This window comes from Lysinibacillus mangiferihumi (assembly GCF_003049665.1).
Classification (GTDB): domain Bacteria; phylum Bacillota; class Bacilli; order Bacillales_A; family Planococcaceae; genus Lysinibacillus; species Lysinibacillus mangiferihumi.
This window is the reverse complement of record NZ_PYWM01000015.1, coordinates 1-16,792: the sequence shown is the minus strand read 5'-3', so window position 1 is coordinate 16,792 and position 16,792 is coordinate 1. Positions and strand designations below refer to the sequence as shown.

General features: G+C 37.4%; 18 protein-coding genes. 8 read left to right on the top strand and 10 right to left on the bottom strand.

Annotation, left to right across the window (positions count from 1 at the left end; translation table 11 throughout):
- Positions 1–2: 2 nt before the first annotated feature.
- Together C9J37_RS14580 and C9J37_RS14575 are read right to left on the bottom strand one after the other, a co-directional pair.
- Complete coding sequence (locus C9J37_RS14580) at positions 3–1,559, bottom strand: flotillin lipid rafts scaffold protein FloT (protein WP_107895931.1); 1,557 nt, start codon at positions 1,557–1,559, stop codon at positions 3–5.
- A gap of 15 nt (positions 1,560–1,574) precedes the next feature.
- Complete coding sequence (locus C9J37_RS14575) at positions 1,575–2,105, bottom strand: NfeD family protein (RefSeq protein WP_107895930.1); 531 nt, start codon at positions 2,103–2,105, stop codon at positions 1,575–1,577.
- 196 nt (positions 2,106–2,301) lie between these two features.
- Between C9J37_RS14575 and C9J37_RS14570 the strand changes: the two genes are divergently transcribed.
- Complete coding sequence (locus tag C9J37_RS14570) at positions 2,302–2,682, top strand: hypothetical protein (protein WP_024362364.1); 381 nt, start codon at positions 2,302–2,304, stop codon at positions 2,680–2,682.
- Between the two features lie 63 nt (positions 2,683–2,745).
- On the opposite strand, the gene C9J37_RS14565 is transcribed toward C9J37_RS14570, so the two are convergent.
- The 4 genes from C9J37_RS14565 to C9J37_RS28290 form a co-directional block, all read right to left on the bottom strand.
- Positions 2,746–3,480: a hypothetical protein gene (locus C9J37_RS14565; RefSeq protein WP_024362365.1), complete on the bottom strand. Its 735-nt coding sequence runs from the start codon at positions 3,478–3,480 to the stop codon at positions 2,746–2,748.
- Positions 3,481–3,581: 101 nt separating this feature from the next.
- A complete protein-coding gene (locus tag C9J37_RS14560; RefSeq protein WP_107895929.1) occupies positions 3,582–4,373 on the bottom strand; it encodes a GNAT family N-acetyltransferase in 792 nt (263 codons plus the stop codon).
- The gene (abc-f, locus tag C9J37_RS14555; RefSeq protein WP_107895928.1) at positions 4,366–6,171 is read right to left on the bottom strand and encodes a ribosomal protection-like ABC-F family protein; all 1,806 of its coding nucleotides are present in this window, start codon (positions 6,169–6,171) and stop codon (positions 4,366–4,368) included. The genes C9J37_RS14560 and abc-f overlap by 8 nt, the downstream gene beginning before the upstream one ends.
- 104 nt (positions 6,172–6,275) lie before the next feature.
- A complete protein-coding gene (locus C9J37_RS28290) occupies positions 6,276–6,422 on the bottom strand; it encodes an RAxF-45 family protein (RefSeq protein WP_167397322.1) in 147 nt (48 codons plus the stop codon).
- 286 nt (positions 6,423–6,708) lie between these two features.
- Between C9J37_RS28290 and C9J37_RS14550 the strand changes: the two genes are divergently transcribed.
- The gene (locus tag C9J37_RS14550) at positions 6,709–8,403 is read left to right on the top strand and encodes a methyl-accepting chemotaxis protein (protein ID WP_167397321.1); all 1,695 of its coding nucleotides are present in this window, start codon (positions 6,709–6,711) and stop codon (positions 8,401–8,403) included.
- Between the two features lie 48 nt (positions 8,404–8,451).
- On the opposite strand, the gene C9J37_RS14545 is transcribed toward C9J37_RS14550, so the two are convergent.
- Entirely contained in the window at positions 8,452–9,486 is a 1,035-nt protein-coding gene (locus tag C9J37_RS14545; RefSeq protein ID WP_107895926.1) for an AbrB family protein, read from the bottom strand.
- A 305-nt stretch (positions 9,487–9,791) separates the two neighbouring features.
- Here C9J37_RS14545 and C9J37_RS14540 point away from each other — a divergent pair, with 305 nt between their 5' ends.
- The 6 genes from C9J37_RS14540 to C9J37_RS14515 all read left to right on the top strand — a co-directional run bounded on the left by C9J37_RS14540 (position 9,792) and on the right by C9J37_RS14515 (position 13,695).
- A complete protein-coding gene (locus tag C9J37_RS14540) occupies positions 9,792–10,241 on the top strand; it encodes a LytTR family DNA-binding domain-containing protein (protein WP_107895925.1) in 450 nt (149 codons plus the stop codon).
- Position 10,242: 1 nt separating this feature from the next.
- Positions 10,243–10,647, top strand: a complete 405-nt coding sequence (locus tag C9J37_RS14535; RefSeq protein ID WP_107895924.1) for a DUF3021 domain-containing protein — start codon at positions 10,243–10,245, stop codon at positions 10,645–10,647.
- A gap of 6 nt (positions 10,648–10,653) precedes the next feature.
- Positions 10,654–11,589 (top strand): ABC transporter ATP-binding protein, encoded by a 936-nt coding sequence (locus C9J37_RS14530; protein ID WP_107895923.1) that lies wholly within the window; start codon positions 10,654–10,656, stop codon positions 11,587–11,589.
- Positions 11,590–11,646: 57 nt separating this feature from the next.
- Complete coding sequence (locus C9J37_RS14525) at positions 11,647–12,447, top strand: ABC transporter permease (RefSeq protein ID WP_235617126.1); 801 nt, start codon at positions 11,647–11,649, stop codon at positions 12,445–12,447.
- Positions 12,448–12,578: 131 nt separating this feature from the next.
- Entirely contained in the window at positions 12,579–13,334 is a 756-nt protein-coding gene (locus tag C9J37_RS14520) for a DUF2087 domain-containing protein (protein ID WP_107895922.1), read from the top strand.
- Between the two features lie 16 nt (positions 13,335–13,350).
- Positions 13,351–13,695: a GIY-YIG nuclease family protein gene (locus C9J37_RS14515; RefSeq protein ID WP_107895921.1), complete on the top strand. Its 345-nt coding sequence runs from the start codon at positions 13,351–13,353 to the stop codon at positions 13,693–13,695.
- A gap of 33 nt (positions 13,696–13,728) precedes the next feature.
- Here the strand turns inward: C9J37_RS14515 and C9J37_RS14510 are convergent, their stop codons facing one another.
- The 3 genes from C9J37_RS14510 to C9J37_RS14500 all read right to left on the bottom strand — a co-directional run bounded on the left by C9J37_RS14510 (position 13,729) and on the right by C9J37_RS14500 (position 16,420).
- Positions 13,729–14,085, bottom strand: a complete 357-nt coding sequence (locus C9J37_RS14510; RefSeq protein ID WP_107895920.1) for an MmcQ/YjbR family DNA-binding protein — start codon at positions 14,083–14,085, stop codon at positions 13,729–13,731.
- Between the two features lie 108 nt (positions 14,086–14,193).
- Entirely contained in the window at positions 14,194–15,009 is an 816-nt protein-coding gene (locus tag C9J37_RS14505; RefSeq protein ID WP_069511846.1) for a YitT family protein, read from the bottom strand.
- A 109-nt stretch (positions 15,010–15,118) separates the two neighbouring features.
- The gene (locus C9J37_RS14500; protein ID WP_107895919.1) at positions 15,119–16,420 is read right to left on the bottom strand and encodes a M48 family metallopeptidase; all 1,302 of its coding nucleotides are present in this window, start codon (positions 16,418–16,420) and stop codon (positions 15,119–15,121) included.
- Positions 16,421–16,792 lie beyond the last annotated feature (372 nt).

Below are 16,792 nucleotides of genomic sequence, written 5' to 3'. Positions count from 1 at the left end.
TTTTATTGTTCGACGGTTTCTTTTACTTGTTCTGTCTTCACAACAGGCTCTGGCTTTTTCACTAGCTCCGTTGCAATACGCTCAAGCTCTGGACGCAATGTATGCTTGCCCGCATAGCTTTCGATTAACTCCTTCATATCAATGCCGGAAGTTTCCTTTAATGTTTCTTGCAAGGTTGACATTAAATTCGTTGCATAAGAAGTGACCTTGTTCGCACCACTGCCTCCTTCTCCACTACCCGTGTCAACAACTGTAATTTTGTCAATATTGCCAAGTGGACTTGCAAGCTCTTTTGCGTACTCAGGCATCATGCGTACAACCATATCCAGGACAGCTGCTTGACCGTAGTATTCAAAGGCTTCCGCAATTTTACGTTTTGCTTCCGCTTCCGCTAGACCACGAAGACGAATAATATCGGCATCTGTTTCACCCTGTGCACGCTCAGCATCTGCTTTCGCAATACCATCTAAACGAATTTTCTCCGCTTCCGCTTTCGCTAACGACTCAATACGATATTTTTCCGCATCTGCCTGTGCAAGCTCACGCATTTTTTCCGCCTCTGCATTTTGCTCAACTGCATAGCGGTCGGCATCTGCCTTTTTCTTCACTTCTGAATCATATTGCTTTTCACGACGTAGAATTTCTTTTTCTTCTAATTCAATTTGCTTTTGACGTTCAATAATGCGAATTTGCATTTCTTGCTCTGTTACTTCCTGCTTCGCACGTGCAGTTTCTAATTCATAAGCTTGGTCGGCACGAGCTTTGGCTATATCTTGCTCACGACGGAATTCCGCCACTTTTAATTGATTTTCTTTTTCCGCTTCCGCAATTTCTGTTGCCCGTTCTAGCTCAGCTTTTTGCGCTTCTTTTGATGCTTCTGCTCGTTTAATGCGCGTTTCTTTTTCTGCCTCGGCAGTTGCAATATCTGCATCACGTTTCACTTGTGCAATTCTTGGCTTCCCTAGTGAATCAAGGTAACCATTTTTATCGCGCACATCTTTAATTGTAAAGGACACAATGACAAGACCCATCTTCGCTAAATCTTGAGAAGCTACACGTTGTACCTCTTGCGAAAATTTATCTCGGTTTTTATAAATTTCCTCAACTGTCATCGATCCTAAAATTGAACGTAAATGTCCTTCTAATACTTCACGTGCTTCCCCTTCACGTTCTGCCTTTTGCTTTCCTAAAAACTGTTCAGCAGCTGTAGCGATTTCTGAAATGGAACCACCAACTTTAATAATCGCTGTACCATCCGCCATTACGGGAACACCTTGCTCTGTATAAACTTCAGGCGTTGTTACTTCTAACTTACTTGATAATAGACTTAATGGTTGTGCTTGCTGAAAAATTGGGAAGACAAATGTACCGCCCCCACGAATAATTTTAATACGGTTTCCTGACTCATCTTTATGTACATTTTTTGAGCCAAGATAGCTACCTGTCACAATCAGTGCCTCATCAGGACCCGCTGTACGATACTTTGTTACATACAGTGCCACTAGTGCGATTAAAATAAATGCTACAATTCCCAAGACAATTAAAATCTCCATTGACATGACTGTATCTCTCCTTTATATAAACTTTTTTTCATAGGCTCTTACAAAAAGAGTGCCTTCCTTTACTTCAACAACAAGGACTGTCGAATCGTAATCAATGACCTCATTGTCATAGCCTGCTGCGCGCTTTGCAATCATACCGCTCGTTGTCTCAATAACAACTTCACCGAAGCCATCTTCTGGTATTGGTACAATCACTTTACCTAACTGCCCCTCAAGAGATTGTTCCGTATAGGCTAATGAAACATCCGCTGATTTAAGTGGAACAAGAATAAATAAATAAAATAGGGCACTTAAAATCACGCCGATGATAGCAGCCATACCTATGTTCCAAACACTAGGGAAAAAGGATAACTTTTCTAATATAAATCCAGCTGCTGACATCAATGTGAAGAATGATAAAATGACACTTGGATTAAAAATTGGTAGACCATCCCCAATGCCCTCGACTACTTCGCCGAAAAACATAAACAAAATCGTTGCAAGTCCCGCGAAAATTAATACCACCAAATAAATTTGTTCGAGTGAATAGCCAAATAGCGTCAAGTTGTTCACCCCTTTTCATCGTATTACCTACTATACGGATGCTCTAAGAAAAAAGTTTCATAATTTTTAAGATTATCAAAATTTTTAAAATTAAGAAGCTAGCATTTATCCCTTGTCATTCTTTTGCGTATTTTTATTTCTTCAACTCAAACCATGTTACAATAGAAAAGAATAAAGGCATCGAAGGAGATATTGCATGAAGCGATCAACAATTATTAATGTTTGTATTTTCATTTTTTTCACTTTACTATTCGTCAATGATTTTTTCCCTGCCACTCCGTTAGCAGAAATATTGTCAAAAAAAATTATTCTTGTTATATTAATTGTCCTTGTAGGTATAAATCTAGTGTCATCAAAAGGTACATATAAAAAGCTATCCAAAAAAGCCTATGCTGGTTTAACACTTTATACAGTTGGTCTTTGGATTGTGCTCACATTATTAGGTGGCGAGTCCGAAATTGGCTTATCTTATAATAGCCCTATTTTCTATCTTATCGTGATTGTACTAGGGTTTGACTTATTACGAGTTTATCGCCAATGGAAGCGTGAAGAAGCAGAAAAAAATAATGCAAAATAAAAGCATGTTGCCAATTAGCAATGAACACTAATTGGCAACATGCCTTTTTTGTATATAGCTAGCTTAAGATTCTAGTACATTTAAAATCGTATCAAGTTCATTGACAGCGTGGTCTAATCGTTCCTTTGCCTCAATGTTTTGTTGCTTTAACTGACTATACTCTAATAAATTTTTTTCATGCTTTAATTTAATAGAAGATAAGCGCTCAATGCGTGCTTCTACTTTGTCAATTGCTTGCTCACAAACGCTAATCCATAATTTTTCTGATTGCTGAATTTCTGTCGTGGATGGATTGTGCTGACGCATAATACGTGCATATATTGCTTCTATTTGCTCAATCATTTCACTATAAAAATGACGCTCAACTCGCGTAGTTTGGAAAGTAGGATGCTCTATATCTTTTGCATATGGCGTAATTTGACGTAATAGCTTTCCAGCATTTTCACCAAAACTATGCGATAAATTCAATACATTCATCAATTGCAATAATAAGCGAACTTCTTCAAGATTAATAAGCTGTGAATCGATATTTTCTTTGACTTTTAGCGACTCCATATAGCGGCGATCGAAATGCTCAATTTCCCCTTTATGTTGCTCTACTAAATGGGCACTCGCATTTTCTTTTAAACTTTTAATATATCGGATTGCATGACTTCTTAGCTCCTCCATAGAAAGCATGTTGTCATTATCTTGTTGTGGTTTTCCTCGTTGAACATACGCAAATGCATCCACTTTTCGGGGCCATTTTGCTTCTTGGTTTTTTTCTGAGACATTGTAGCGTATATAAATTCCGTGCATTCCATATCCTCCAAGTCCATTTAACAAGTATCTCTAAAGACAATAAATCGAATACCACTTTTTTTCAAGTAATTTACCTTCAAAAATTTACGGATACATGTTTATTTTGCAGACCTTATTTCTTGAATTGTTTTCCCTTCTGTAAATGCATGTATTGATTTTATTTTACCAAAAGAATAAAAATTTGCCTTTTCATATACTTTAGCGACTTGCTCATTAATAGGCAATAGCCAAAGATGTTCTAAGTTATTTTTAACAGCTTCTTTTTGAATATGTTGCAATACATAACCAATCCATCCTCTTCCACGATAGCTTTCTAATGTTGCGACACTTTCAATTCGACCTTGACGACCAGATAGAAACAAATTGGCCGTACAGCAAGCAACACCATCTATTTTTAATAAATAGTACGTAAAATGCTGTGAACGGTACATGTTATCGAACGCCCTTTTTATTAAAGCAGGCTCACCAAATGTAGAGATAGTCATTTCTACTTCTAATGCTTCTTGTACATTTGCATCTGTCACACGTTCAATGCGAATCGCTGGATTATGCGGTAATATAACAAATTCGCCATTCCAACACTGGATGTCATCCGTAAAAGACTCGTATTGAAAACCATGTGATGATAATGCCTCCACACAATGATGATTTTCCTCAACATTATATAAATACATTCTCGGAATTAACCCTTTTGATAGATAGAATTGTTTTACATTAGTTAAAAATGTCTCTGCTTGCTCTACCTTCTTCCATATATGTGCATGGTTGGCGTCATAGTACGTAGGCATTTCCTTATTGTAAAAAAATACTCCTTCCGGACACCGTTCCATCTCACTAAACTCATTGATATAGTCAATGTCTAACTGCATAATGTCTTGGAGCTTATGCATGCGTTGTTCCTCCTTCCAACCATTTAACATATAGAGCTTCTAGCTGTTGCTCCAATTTTTGACGTTGCTCTTTAGCAAGTGTTGGTTCTTTTAATTTAAATTCTACCTTTTCAATTTGTTCTTCAATTGGGATTTCTTTATCACTATGTTCATTTGTCTTTGTGCTGCTGTCCACTTTTACCTCAGGCACTTGCTCAACGAGGACATGCTTTGTTCTTGCCCATTCATAATCCCCTTCATATACATAAATCGTTTCTTGCTCAATCCATGCAATTTTTGTAAAGATTTTTTGTAAGAAGTAGCGGTCATGGGATACACCAATGATGGTACCCGCAAAGGATTCAAGGGTGTCTTCTAATACCTCTCTTGCTTCTATATCTAAATGGTTAGTCGGTTCATCTAAAATGAGTAAATTAATATCTTCATGCATTAATTGCGCCAGACGCAGACGCATCTTTTCCCCACCACTTAAGTCCTTCACTTTCTTAAAGACATCGTATCCATAAAACAGAAACTGCGCTAACAAATGACGCGCCTCTGCTTCTGATACGGATACACATTCCCGAAAGGCATCAATTAAACGAATGGCAGGATTTTCATGGTCAAATTGCTGCGATAAATATCCTATTTTTACACTACTACCTACTTTACACTCTCCTTGATTCGGTACAATCTCCCCTAACATCATTTTTAGCAAGGTTGATTTTCCACTTCCATTATTGCCTACAATCGCGAGACGTTCTCCAAAATAGACCGATAGATGACTATCCTTAAATAATGGCTTATCAAACGCATGACTTATCGCTGTCATTTGTATCACTTCTTTGCCACTACGTTCGGCCATCGTTAACGCGAGATTCATTTTCTTTTTTGTGCCAGGTTTTTTAACTCGTTCTATACGATTCAGTGCCTTTTCCATACTTTTAGCACGGCGAAACAATGCGGCATTCGGTGGGTTCGCTTCATTTGCCCACTGTCTTAAACGTTTAATCGCTTCTTGCATCTTCTTAATTTTCTTTTGCTGTTCCTCATATTCGGCAAATTGCTGTTCCACTTTCGCTTCTTTCTGTGCAGTAAAATCGTCATAATTTCCTGCATAGGTAAACGCCTCTCCATCCTCAATTTCAATGATTTTTTGCGCTACTTGATTCATAAATTGACGATCATGCGAAACAGCAATGACAATGCCAGTAAAGTGTTGTACATACTGTTCAAGCCACTCAATTGCCTGCATATCTAAATGATTGGTTGGTTCATCTAAAAGTAAAATAGATGGGTTACTTAACAGCATTTGACCTAGCATTACCTTCGTTTTTTCGCCACCACTTATGCTTGCAAAGGGTAAAGGAAGTAAAGGTGTAATGTTAAGTCCATTTGCAATAGCAGCTAATTGCGCATCGACTTCATAGCCCCCCTGTAGCATAAATTGTTCCTGAACTTGACCATAGTGTTGTAAAACTTTGTCCGTAACATTTACTTGCATTGCCTGTTCCAGTGTGGTCATTTTTGCCTTCAGTTTGTAGATTTCAGTAAATGCTTCCTCCAGTACTTCTTTCACAGTAAGCAAAGGATAGCTTGGAATTTGGTGTAAATAGCCGATAGTTGCTCCTTTACTTTTAATAATACGTCCAGCATCAGGTATATCGAGCCCTGCTAACAATTGCAGTAAAGTGGTTTTTCCACTACCATTGACACCCACAATCGCTACATGTTCCCCTTTATTGACTTCCAGTTGCAATCCTTCAAATAGTACATTGCCACCGATGATTTTTTGTATTTGTTCAGCCTTTATTTTCATTGTTTTTTCCTCCATGAAACGCGCGAAAAAACATTTCTAGACAACAAAAAAGACTGCTCAATTAACAAGCAGTCTTTTTCTTCAATATATGTGAAAAAGAATGGTTAATTCGCTACGTTTAGTATTTGATTTTGCTTAAAAATAGACAGACCTATCCCGTTGTTAGCAAAATCGAAAGTTTGAACACGTGTAAAATAAATAGCTATATCAATTTCTATGTTTACACCTGTTCTCGTAGCGTTTAAATTCATTCCTTTTCACCTCCGTTCGAATTAGTTAGGTATAGCATACCATATTCCATATAATTTGGGAATGTTCAATTTCCACAACTGGAACAACCATCCTTATAAAATTCCACTATTTAGCAATGAAATAATCTAAATGTCACTAATTATATTTAATTTTGAAATATACAAATAGCGTAAGTAATTATATACTAGTAAAAATACAATGTTTTCCTGAAATACATACAATTACAGCAAGTTACTTTGCAACACTTGCTGGCTATTTATGTGGACAAAAACGTGGAGGGAATCTATGAAAAATTTAACGATGCAAATGAAAATGAGCTTGTTGATTGTAACAGTTATTTTATTTGTTTTAATTGCTGTTGGTATTGTCAATATAAGCGAAATGAAAACGACCATTGAAGCAGAAAATAAAGCACGTCTTAGTCAAATCTATGATTTAAGTGTTTATAATTTGAATCAAACATTACCTGGTGAATGGCATTTACAAAATGGGGAGCTTTACAAAGGTGACGCTAAAATAGCAGAGGAAACTGCATTAATTGATAAATTAGGAGAATTATCCCACGCAGCTATTACTATTTTCGCTCAAGATACACGAGTTAACACGAATATACTGGTTGATGGACAACGTGCGATTGGCACAACAGCCGATCCTAAAGTGACAGAAGCAGTGCTTACACAAGGAAACCTTTACAAAGGAGCAGCTGATGTAGTTGGCAAACCTTATTTTACACAGTATGGACCAATTCAAAATGCGAATGGAGAAACGATAGGTATGATTTTCGCTGGTGTTCCCTCCTCTGAAATCAATGCTATCGAACAAAAAATGCTTCTTAAAATGGCGGTTGTTGCCATCATTGCAGCAATTATCGCTGTCATTGCAGGAACATTGCTTGTGCGTAATATTGTTAAGCCTTTAAAGCGTTTAAATAGGCAGTTGGAAACCATTTCTGCTGGAGAAGGCGATTTAACGCAACAGTTAGTTGTAACAACGAAAGATGAAATCGGAGATCTTGCTAAATCCTTTAATGCAATGCTTGCAACACTCCGAAAAATGATGCAACAAGTTGATGAAACAGCCAATGAAGTCTCGGCATCATCTGCTGAGCTTTCTGCAACAGCAGGCTCTACAACAAGAACAACGGAACAACTAACAGCCAATATGCAAGAATTAGCGAGCGGTGCAAGCACCCAAAAACAAAGCGCCAATGAAAATGCAGAAGCCATGCAGGATATTGCAGGCGGTATTCAGCTTGTAACGGAAACAAATATGGAAGTTTCATCGCATGCTTCAGATGCGTTTGACACGGCGAAACATGGCGAGAAAACAGCACATGCCATGCAAACACAAATGCATGCTATGACAGAAGCCGTCTTACAAAGCGTCAATTCAATCGTAGCATTGGATAAACACGCCAATACAATTGGAGACATTGTAGAGGTTATTCATGCCATAGCCGATCAAACAAACTTACTTGCTTTAAATGCATCTATCGAAGCTGCACGTGCTGGAGAGCATGGCAAAGGCTTTGCTGTTGTAGCAGAGGAAGTTCGTAAATTAGCCGAACAATCTAAAACATCTGCCGCTCAAATTACCGAGACTATTCATACAATGCAACAATTAGCAAAAGAAGCAAGCGACTATATGCAACAAAGTGAAAAAGAAGCCGCTTCAAGTGTAGAAATAGTTCGTACAACAAATAGCGCATTTGAGAACATTACAACAAAAGTAGCGGTAGTCACACATAAAATTCAGGAAGTTTCGGGTATTGCAGAGGAGCTATATGCGCGTATTGAACAAGCCAATGCCTCTACCCAAATCATGGCTGAAATTGCGGTTGATGCACGCGAACAATCAAAAGTCGTGACCCAGATTGCCGAGACAAATCTTTACTCTATGGAAGACATAAATAACGCAGCTACAACACTTACAAAAAATGCCGAAACACTCCAAAACTTAATTCATCAGTTTAAATATTGAGGCCAAAAGATTGTTCATCGTTAACGCATGAGCAATCTTTTTTATTCTCTAGTCATGAACTTTCACCTTTTTGACAAACACCTTTACCAATGGGACAAGTAAGACAGATACTATCAATACCCTAAATAGCTGAAAAGCGGTCACAATAGTTACATTTGCATGTACAGAAGCCGCTATAATGCCCATTTGATCGAGTCCTCCTGGTACAATACTTAAAAATCCTGTACGGAAATCAAGGCTATACAAATGTTTCATCACAAAAGATAAAACATAAGCAGAACCGATAAAAAGACTTGCTGACGCAAAAGCATAAAATATGTGCTTCTTTGATAAATGTAAGTCTTCCTTTTTCAATAAAAGACCAATATAAATACCGATTACTAGCTGTGCTATATGCAGCAATGATAATGGCATCTTTGGCACAGCAACTTCTGCTATATTCAACCCCATTAATAAAAATACCGGTCCTAACATATAGCCTGTTGGAATTTTCACCTTTTGAGCAAGCCACCCTGCTAAGCCGCAAATAAGTAGTAAAGTTAGCAACTGCCAAGAAAAGACTCCATCTACCGTGACAAGATTTTCACCAGTGCCTGTCACCATTAATGGCACAAAGCCAACGATTAAAAGGACTCGCAATACCTGATAAAACGTAATGACAGCCATATTCATATTGCCTTGCTCCTCGGCAAATGCAATAATTTGTGTCATGCCTCCTGGTACACAGCATGTGAGCGCAGTGGAAAAATCTAAATCCGTACGCCTTGCAACTAAAAAACTGATGGCAAAAAATAAAATAGTAAAAATTATATTTAGCACAATTATACTGCCTAAAAACTGTTGAATATCCTGAATGGCTTCTTTAGTAAAAGCAAATCCAATGGAGTAGCCCGCCACGACTAATCCAATATTGCGGAAATAACGATGCCATTGCAACTGTATGTTTGTAAATAACTGCACGCAAAGTACAGCGGCAATAGCCCCTAACAACCACGGCATCGGAATATGTAAAAGTTGAAATAAAAGCGCTCCTAACAACCCTATACATAGTGTTAGGAACATCTGCTTATAAAATGTAAACATTGCTAGCAACCCCTCAAGAATGAATAGTTCTATTATGACGTGAACATCCCCTATTTACTACTCTACGTGCCTGTCACTCAAACAATTTTGAATGTTCAAAAAAATAATAAATGCAATGGAAATAATTGATGGTAGTTGCCGTTGTTGTATAAAACAAACCTGTTAGTCATTAATTTTTACCACTTATTAAACAATTTGCCTTCGCTAAAAATTTCTATGCTACATTAATATTAAGCTGATTCAGTACATACTGCCTTTTTCTTTTACCCGAGATCAGGTAATACGATTACCAAAGGAGGCCTCCAATGAAAATTCATTTAACCATTAATAGTGCGCTAGAAGAAACAGAGATTCATATACATGCAAAAGAATACAACGAACAAATTGAAAAATTGATGAAGCAATTACAAGCAGTCCAAACAACCATGCTTGATGGCTATTTACAACAAGAAATTCATCTACTCAAAATCACAGATATTTATTCGATTTATGCTGAAGGGGCAAAAGTTTTTTTGCAGACCGAGGAGCAAGAATTTGAGTCCAAACGCAAGTTATATGAGCTAGAAGCCCAATTAGCAAAAGACTTTGCAAGAGTCAGCAAATCGACGCTCGTCAATATCAATAAAATTTCATCTATTCAGATGGGTAAAATTGGCGCAACAGAGTTACTGCTTGAAAATGATGTATCCATTCATGTTAGCCGAAAATATTTAAAAGAATTAAAACGCCAATTAGGTATAGGGAGGGAATTATAATATGAAAATATTACGCATGATGATAATAGGACTACTGATTTCACTAAGCTCATCCTACATTTTAGTATCAGTAAGTATTATGTCGAATCATTCAACAATAGTAGGAGCAGAACTTTTCGAACAAATAATCATTGCCGCCATACTTGGTGTTGTAATAGGTTCACTATCCCTCATCTTTGAAATAGAACGTTTAACATTTTCTATTCAACTCATTGCACATTTTATTGCTGTGACATGTTGCGTAATGATTGCTGGTTATTTTGGGCGTTGGTTCGAGCACTCGAGCATACTGTATGTGTTTGTAGTGGAAATTATCATTTACTCCATCGTTTGGTGCATTTTATATGTATTGCAAAAAAACGATATTGAAGAAATCAATAAAGAAATCCAAAAAAGAAAGGAATAGACGAATATGACATTTGCCATTCAAGTTGACCACTTACAAAAGCACTATGGCGAGCATTTAGCTGTAAGAGGGATTTCTTTCAAGGTGGAGCAGGGCTCCCTCTTTGCATTTTTAGGTGCTAATGGCGCCGGTAAATCGACGACCATCGAAATTTTATGTACACTACTACAAAAGTCTAGTGGTACCGTTACGATTAACGGTTATACACTTGATGATAAATCACATAATGCAAAAATACGCAAATCTATCGGCGTTGTTTTTCAACAAAGCCTCCTAGATGAACGATTAACTGTTCGAGAAAATATCCTGCACCGCGGCAAAACATATGGCTTATCGAAAGCACAGCTGACAAAAAATTATCAATTCGTCTCGACCTATTTACATTTAGATGATATTGAACTGCAAAAATACGGGACATTATCAGGCGGACAAAAAAGACGCGCGGATATCGCTCGGGCACTTATTCATCGACCACAAATTTTATTTTTAGACGAGCCTACAACTGGTCTCGACCCCCAAACACGCCAATTTGTTTGGCAAGCAATCAAACAACTTCAGGCAGAAACAAATATGACCGTATTTTTAACAACACACTATATGGAAGAAGCTGCAGTGGCGCATCAGGTGATTGTCTTAAAACAAGGTCGTATTGTCGCTGAAGGAACCCCTGATGCTTTAAAAACAAAATATGCCTACGACCAGATGGCACTTGTATTTCATGATCGTTCATTAGGGCTGAAGTGGCTTAAGGAAAATACCTTACCGTACACAGAAAAGCTAGGCATTTTCTATGTTCGAGTTAGCTCTACACTGACAGCACTTACACTTTTAAAAAGTGCCGAGCCCCTATTAGCCTCTTTTGAAGTCATGAAGGGCACGATGGATGATGTCTTTATTCATATCATGGCACAAGGAGATGGTACAAATGGAAGCAATGATTAGCTTAATAAGCGCAATAGTAAAGTTTTTAGAAGAGATAAAACCCAAGTCTTTTTCTCTCTGCTTTCCGTCATTATTGTGATTGTTCTTTACGCAATTTTTCTCCAAAAAATGCAGGTGGATGCGATTGAGCAAGTAACAGAGGCTACTCCTGAGTTGATTACAATGGTCAATGAATGGCTTGTTGCTGGTCTATTATCCATGATGGCTGTTACGACAACCTTAGGTGCATTTGCCATTGCGGTGCGCGATATGGAGTCAAAAGCAACTGCAGATTTTCTCACAGCCCCTATTTCGCGCGCAACGATTCAAATAAGCTATGTATTGAACGCTTTTATCATCGGCTGTCTGTTCTCCCTCGTAGCGCTAATAGGCTGTGAGATTTTCATTGTATCAACTGGCGGAGAGCTACTTAGTTTTAGCGCCTTGATCAAAGTGATTGGCATACTTTTATTATCCGTATTCCTTGCGAGCGTATTTAATATGTTTCTTGTATTATTTGTTAGCACGCAAAATGCCTTTTCTACTTTAAGTACAATCGTTGGTACAGTACTCGGGTTTTTATGTGGCGTTTATGTCCCTGTGGGCGTCCTCCCTGGCTTTGCCCAACAACTAATCATGTATTTTCCAATTAGTCATACTACATTACTATTGCGAAATGCCTTTATGGAAAGCTCGATTGCGAACGTTTTTGGCGGCGTTCCTGCTGAGCATATGGAAAGCTATAAGCTGAACTATGGTATTATTTATGAGCTAAATGGCCATACCGTTAGCCTAACTACAAGTTATATAATTATTTTAATAACTATTGTTCTCCTTGCTCTATTATCAATTATTATTTTCAAAAAGAAAAATCACTAGGTTAATTCAAGGTACACATCGACGATAAATGCGATGTGTATTTTTATTGCTTTTTAACAAACGTTTTGTTATTTTAAATATAAATAAGCAAACAAAATTTAAATAAGTTTGTTTTTCAGAGGAGGTTCCATATGGATCTAAACCAATTATTTTGGCAGGCTTCTATCGAGGACATTAAACAAGGCTACACAGATGAAGATACACACTACACTTGCCTTCTTTGTGGAGAGAAAATTGAAAAAGGGATTATATATCCACATGAAAATGTCCTGTATGAAGCAAAAAAATTTATGCAACATCATATTTCGGCTGCACACCAATCTGTTTTTCACTACTTAAATGGATTAAATAAAAAAATGACAGGCTTAACGGACCATCAAAGCCATATTTTGCGTTTATTTTACGAAGGTAAAACCGATCAGGCCATTAAAGAAGAGCTTGCAATTGGCAGTGCCACAACGATTCGTCACCATCGTTTTGCCTTAAAAGAAAAAGAACGTCAGGCTAAAACATTTCTTGCCATGATGGAACTATTAAAAGAACAAGGTCAAAAGGAAGAACCTTTTGTCCCTATTCACAAAACAGCTACGATGGTGGATGATCGCTATAACATCACCTTGGCCGAAGAACAACAGCTACTTGCTAAATACTTCCCTAATGGTATTGGGCAGGAGCTTGTCCGCTTTCCAAAACGAGAAAAGCATAAAATTGTTGTACTCCGTGCCATTACAAAGCTTCTCGATGAGTCAACACACTATACAGAAAAGGAACTCAATGCAATCATCCAGCCAATGTATGAGGATTATGTACAAATTCGTCGCTATTTAATTCAATATGGATTTATGGATCGTCAGGATGATGGTAGTGCATATTGGGTAAAAAAATAAGAAAGTAGGGTTATGAATGGACCACAAAAAAGAATTAAAAGAACTTTATAAAGAAATGAAAATTGAAGCGGGCGTTTTTACCATGACGAACAAACAAAATGGCAAAGTGTTTGTTGGTAGCTTCAACAACTTAAAGCGCCTAAATGGCTTTCAGTTTATGCTAAAGACAAATACGTATACAAATAAAGCGTTACAAGCAGATTACAATACATTTGGTACGGATGCCTTTCAGCTCGAAGTAGTGGAGTATTTGAAGCAGAAAGAAGAGGGATTTTTTGATGCCAAAAAAGAACTCGAAAAGCTTGAACAAAAATGGCTTGAAAAGCTACAACCTTATGGTGAACAAGGCTATAATTCTTAAAAATTGTATAAGAATTGTTTGAGTGACTGGCACTCAAACACCTATTTCCTTTTGTGCTTTTTTTGTTAGCTTTTCGAATACGAGCTCATAGGAATGCTGAATTAAATTTTCAAGTAACTCGTTCGGAATATTTGCATCTAAATAAATGGAATTCCAGTGAGTTTTGTTCATGTAGTAACCTGGAATAATCCCTTCATAGGTTTCTCTTAATTCTTCTGCACGACTAGGTGCACATTTTAACGTAATAATCGGCTTTCTCGTAGCATCTCCGCCCATCATGGCAAACATTTTGCCACCGATATGATAGCGATCAGCCTGCCATTCGTCCTTGTAATCATGCGTTGTGCCACGAAGCTTTAAACAATAAGTATGGATGATATCTTTTTGCATGTTTACTCCTTTCTTCAAGCTCAAAAATTTAAAAACACACGTTCGATTATAGTATAATCAATTACGTGTGTTTTTAAAATACATTTTTTCCAAAGATTTAACTTTTTATCATTTGGAACCGCGGTCAAACATACCAATCACTTCAGTTGTTTGCAAAATATTCACAAACGCTTTTGCATCTACTTCTTTTATTAGGCTTTTCACTTCAGCCAGCTGATAACGTGTAATGACGGTAATCAGCACTTTTCGCCCTTCTCCTGAATAGCCACCTTTCGCATCCATCATCGTAATCCCGCGATGCAGCCTAGTTAACAGTTGTTGTTTCACATCTTCACCGTTGCTAGTAATAATCATTAGCGTCAGTTTAATATTACTCGTATGGATGGTATCAACAACTTTTCCAGTGGCATAAATCGAAACGAGTGTCAGCAAGGCGGCATCCCAACTAAAAACAAAACCTGAAATCGCTACTACGACCCCGTTCATAGCTGAAATAAGTACCCCCAATGGAAAATCCCTTTTGCGACTCAACAGCATCGCAATAATATCAAAGCCACCTGAGGAGCCAGACGCACGAAAAATCAAACCTACACAAAGACCCACAATAACCCCACCAAATAAGGAAGCTAAAATCGGTTCCTGTGTTGCCTTATAAATCGGAATAATTAACAGGGCGATAGACATCACTGCAACTGAAAGAATGGTATAAGCAATAAAACGTTTCCCTAACTTCATCACACCTAATATAAGCAAGGGCAAGTTTAATAAAAGATTTAACACACCTGTGTTCAACGGCGTAACGATGCCAAGCATAATGGCAATCCCACTTAATCCACCACTTAAAATCTCATGCGGTATTAATAAAAAATTATAAGCAAATGCCATTAAAATGGATGCAAGCGTTATAATAACAATATTGCGCATAAATCCCCTACCATTCTAAAACGAACAAATTTTAATCATCTTATCGTTAGAATACCCAATTTATTCTCCTGAAAAACCTCGGCTCTTGTGGATTATTTTACTTCCATCATTACCTCGTTTTTTTCTGTTCTTCTTTTATCGGCTTTTCTTTGATTGGTTCTTCGGTTTCCGCTACTTTCATAATGCGGTCAAGCATGGTTGGATGCGTATAGCGGAACCATTTCACAAGAAGCGGTGGGTTCACTTCACTCAATCCTGATATGGTAAGCTTTTGGAATGCAGTTACAGCTGCCTGACGATCGTCCATCATTGATATGGCATATTGATCGGCTCGCGTTTCCTGATATCTTGATATAAAATTCGATAAAGGACTCGAAGCAAATAGTAAAAAGGATGTAATAAGTAAAAATAGTGGCAAAGAATGGATGTCACTTATTTTTGTAATTTTTAATGCATGTCCGTAACGGGCTAGTACCCACCGCATAATTTTCGCTGTTAACCAAAGCCCGACTAAGGTCATTAATAAATAACCCGCAATGCCAAAATAAATATGTTTCTCAACATAATGCCCCATCTCATGCGCCATGATAAATAAAATTTCATTATCTGTTAAACGATTTAACGTCGTATCCCACAGCACAATTCTTGAATTACTACCAATTCCCGTCACATAAGCATTTAATGCATTGGTCTTTTGTGCCATATTCACTTCATACACATGCTCTGCCGGAATATCAGCTTGTTCTGCTATTGCTAATATCTTCGTTTCTAGCTCCTTGTTTTTTAGCGGATAAAAATCATTGTATAACGGATCAATCACAACAGGCTGAATAAACATTACAAAAATCGTAAAGGGAATCGTTAATATCCACGCATATAGCCACCATCTCTTGGCACTCTTTTTCATAAGCCAATAAAGAACGGATACGATAATAAAAGTCATGCCAAAGTTAACCCAAAAATCAATGACACCATCACGCATCCAAGACGGAAAAGCTTGAGTGCTAATACCATAGCTTTTACTTAAATAGTAACGATAGTATTCAATTGGGAAAAGGACTACATACAGCAAAAACGATAATAAAAATAAATAGGCAGCATTTTGTAACAGCTTCCTTTTCGTTTGGGACGTCGAAACTTTTTCAAAATAGCGAGAAACACCCATTAACAAAATCACAATATAAGCAAGCCATTCAAATGGTGTTACTACAAAAAATAAGAAATTTCGTATTTTCGAATATTCCAGACTTAAGTTTAGTTCTTTTTCAGACATAAACATAACTGGGTCCGCAACGGAGCCTTGAAACGCTCGCGGTATTGTGCCACCACCACTATGAAATATATACCAATACATGCCCAGAACGTAGGCACCAAATATTAGTAGTGCCACAACTCCCATTTTTTTCGCTATGTTATTTCCCCCTTACTCCACACAAAGTTCGTCCTATAGTAAGTGTAAGCTAAATTAAAAAAGTTAGAACAAAGTTTATAGGTTTTATTTTCACCCTTTGACCAATTCACTCCATAGTCAACACGATATTTATTACCTACTAGGTTGTTCCTTATCCATACTTATTTTAAATCCATAAATTACGAAAAAAAATCCCGTGAACGTATCACGAAATTTTTTTATAATCCGTATTTAACAATTTTATTTCAGGTAAAACCTCTTTCTTCGCGGGTATTTCACCTTGTTCCGCGGGTAAAACCTCTCATTTCGCGGGTATTTCACTTTGTTCCGCGGGTAAAACCTCTTTCTTCGCGGGTATTTCACTTTGTTCCG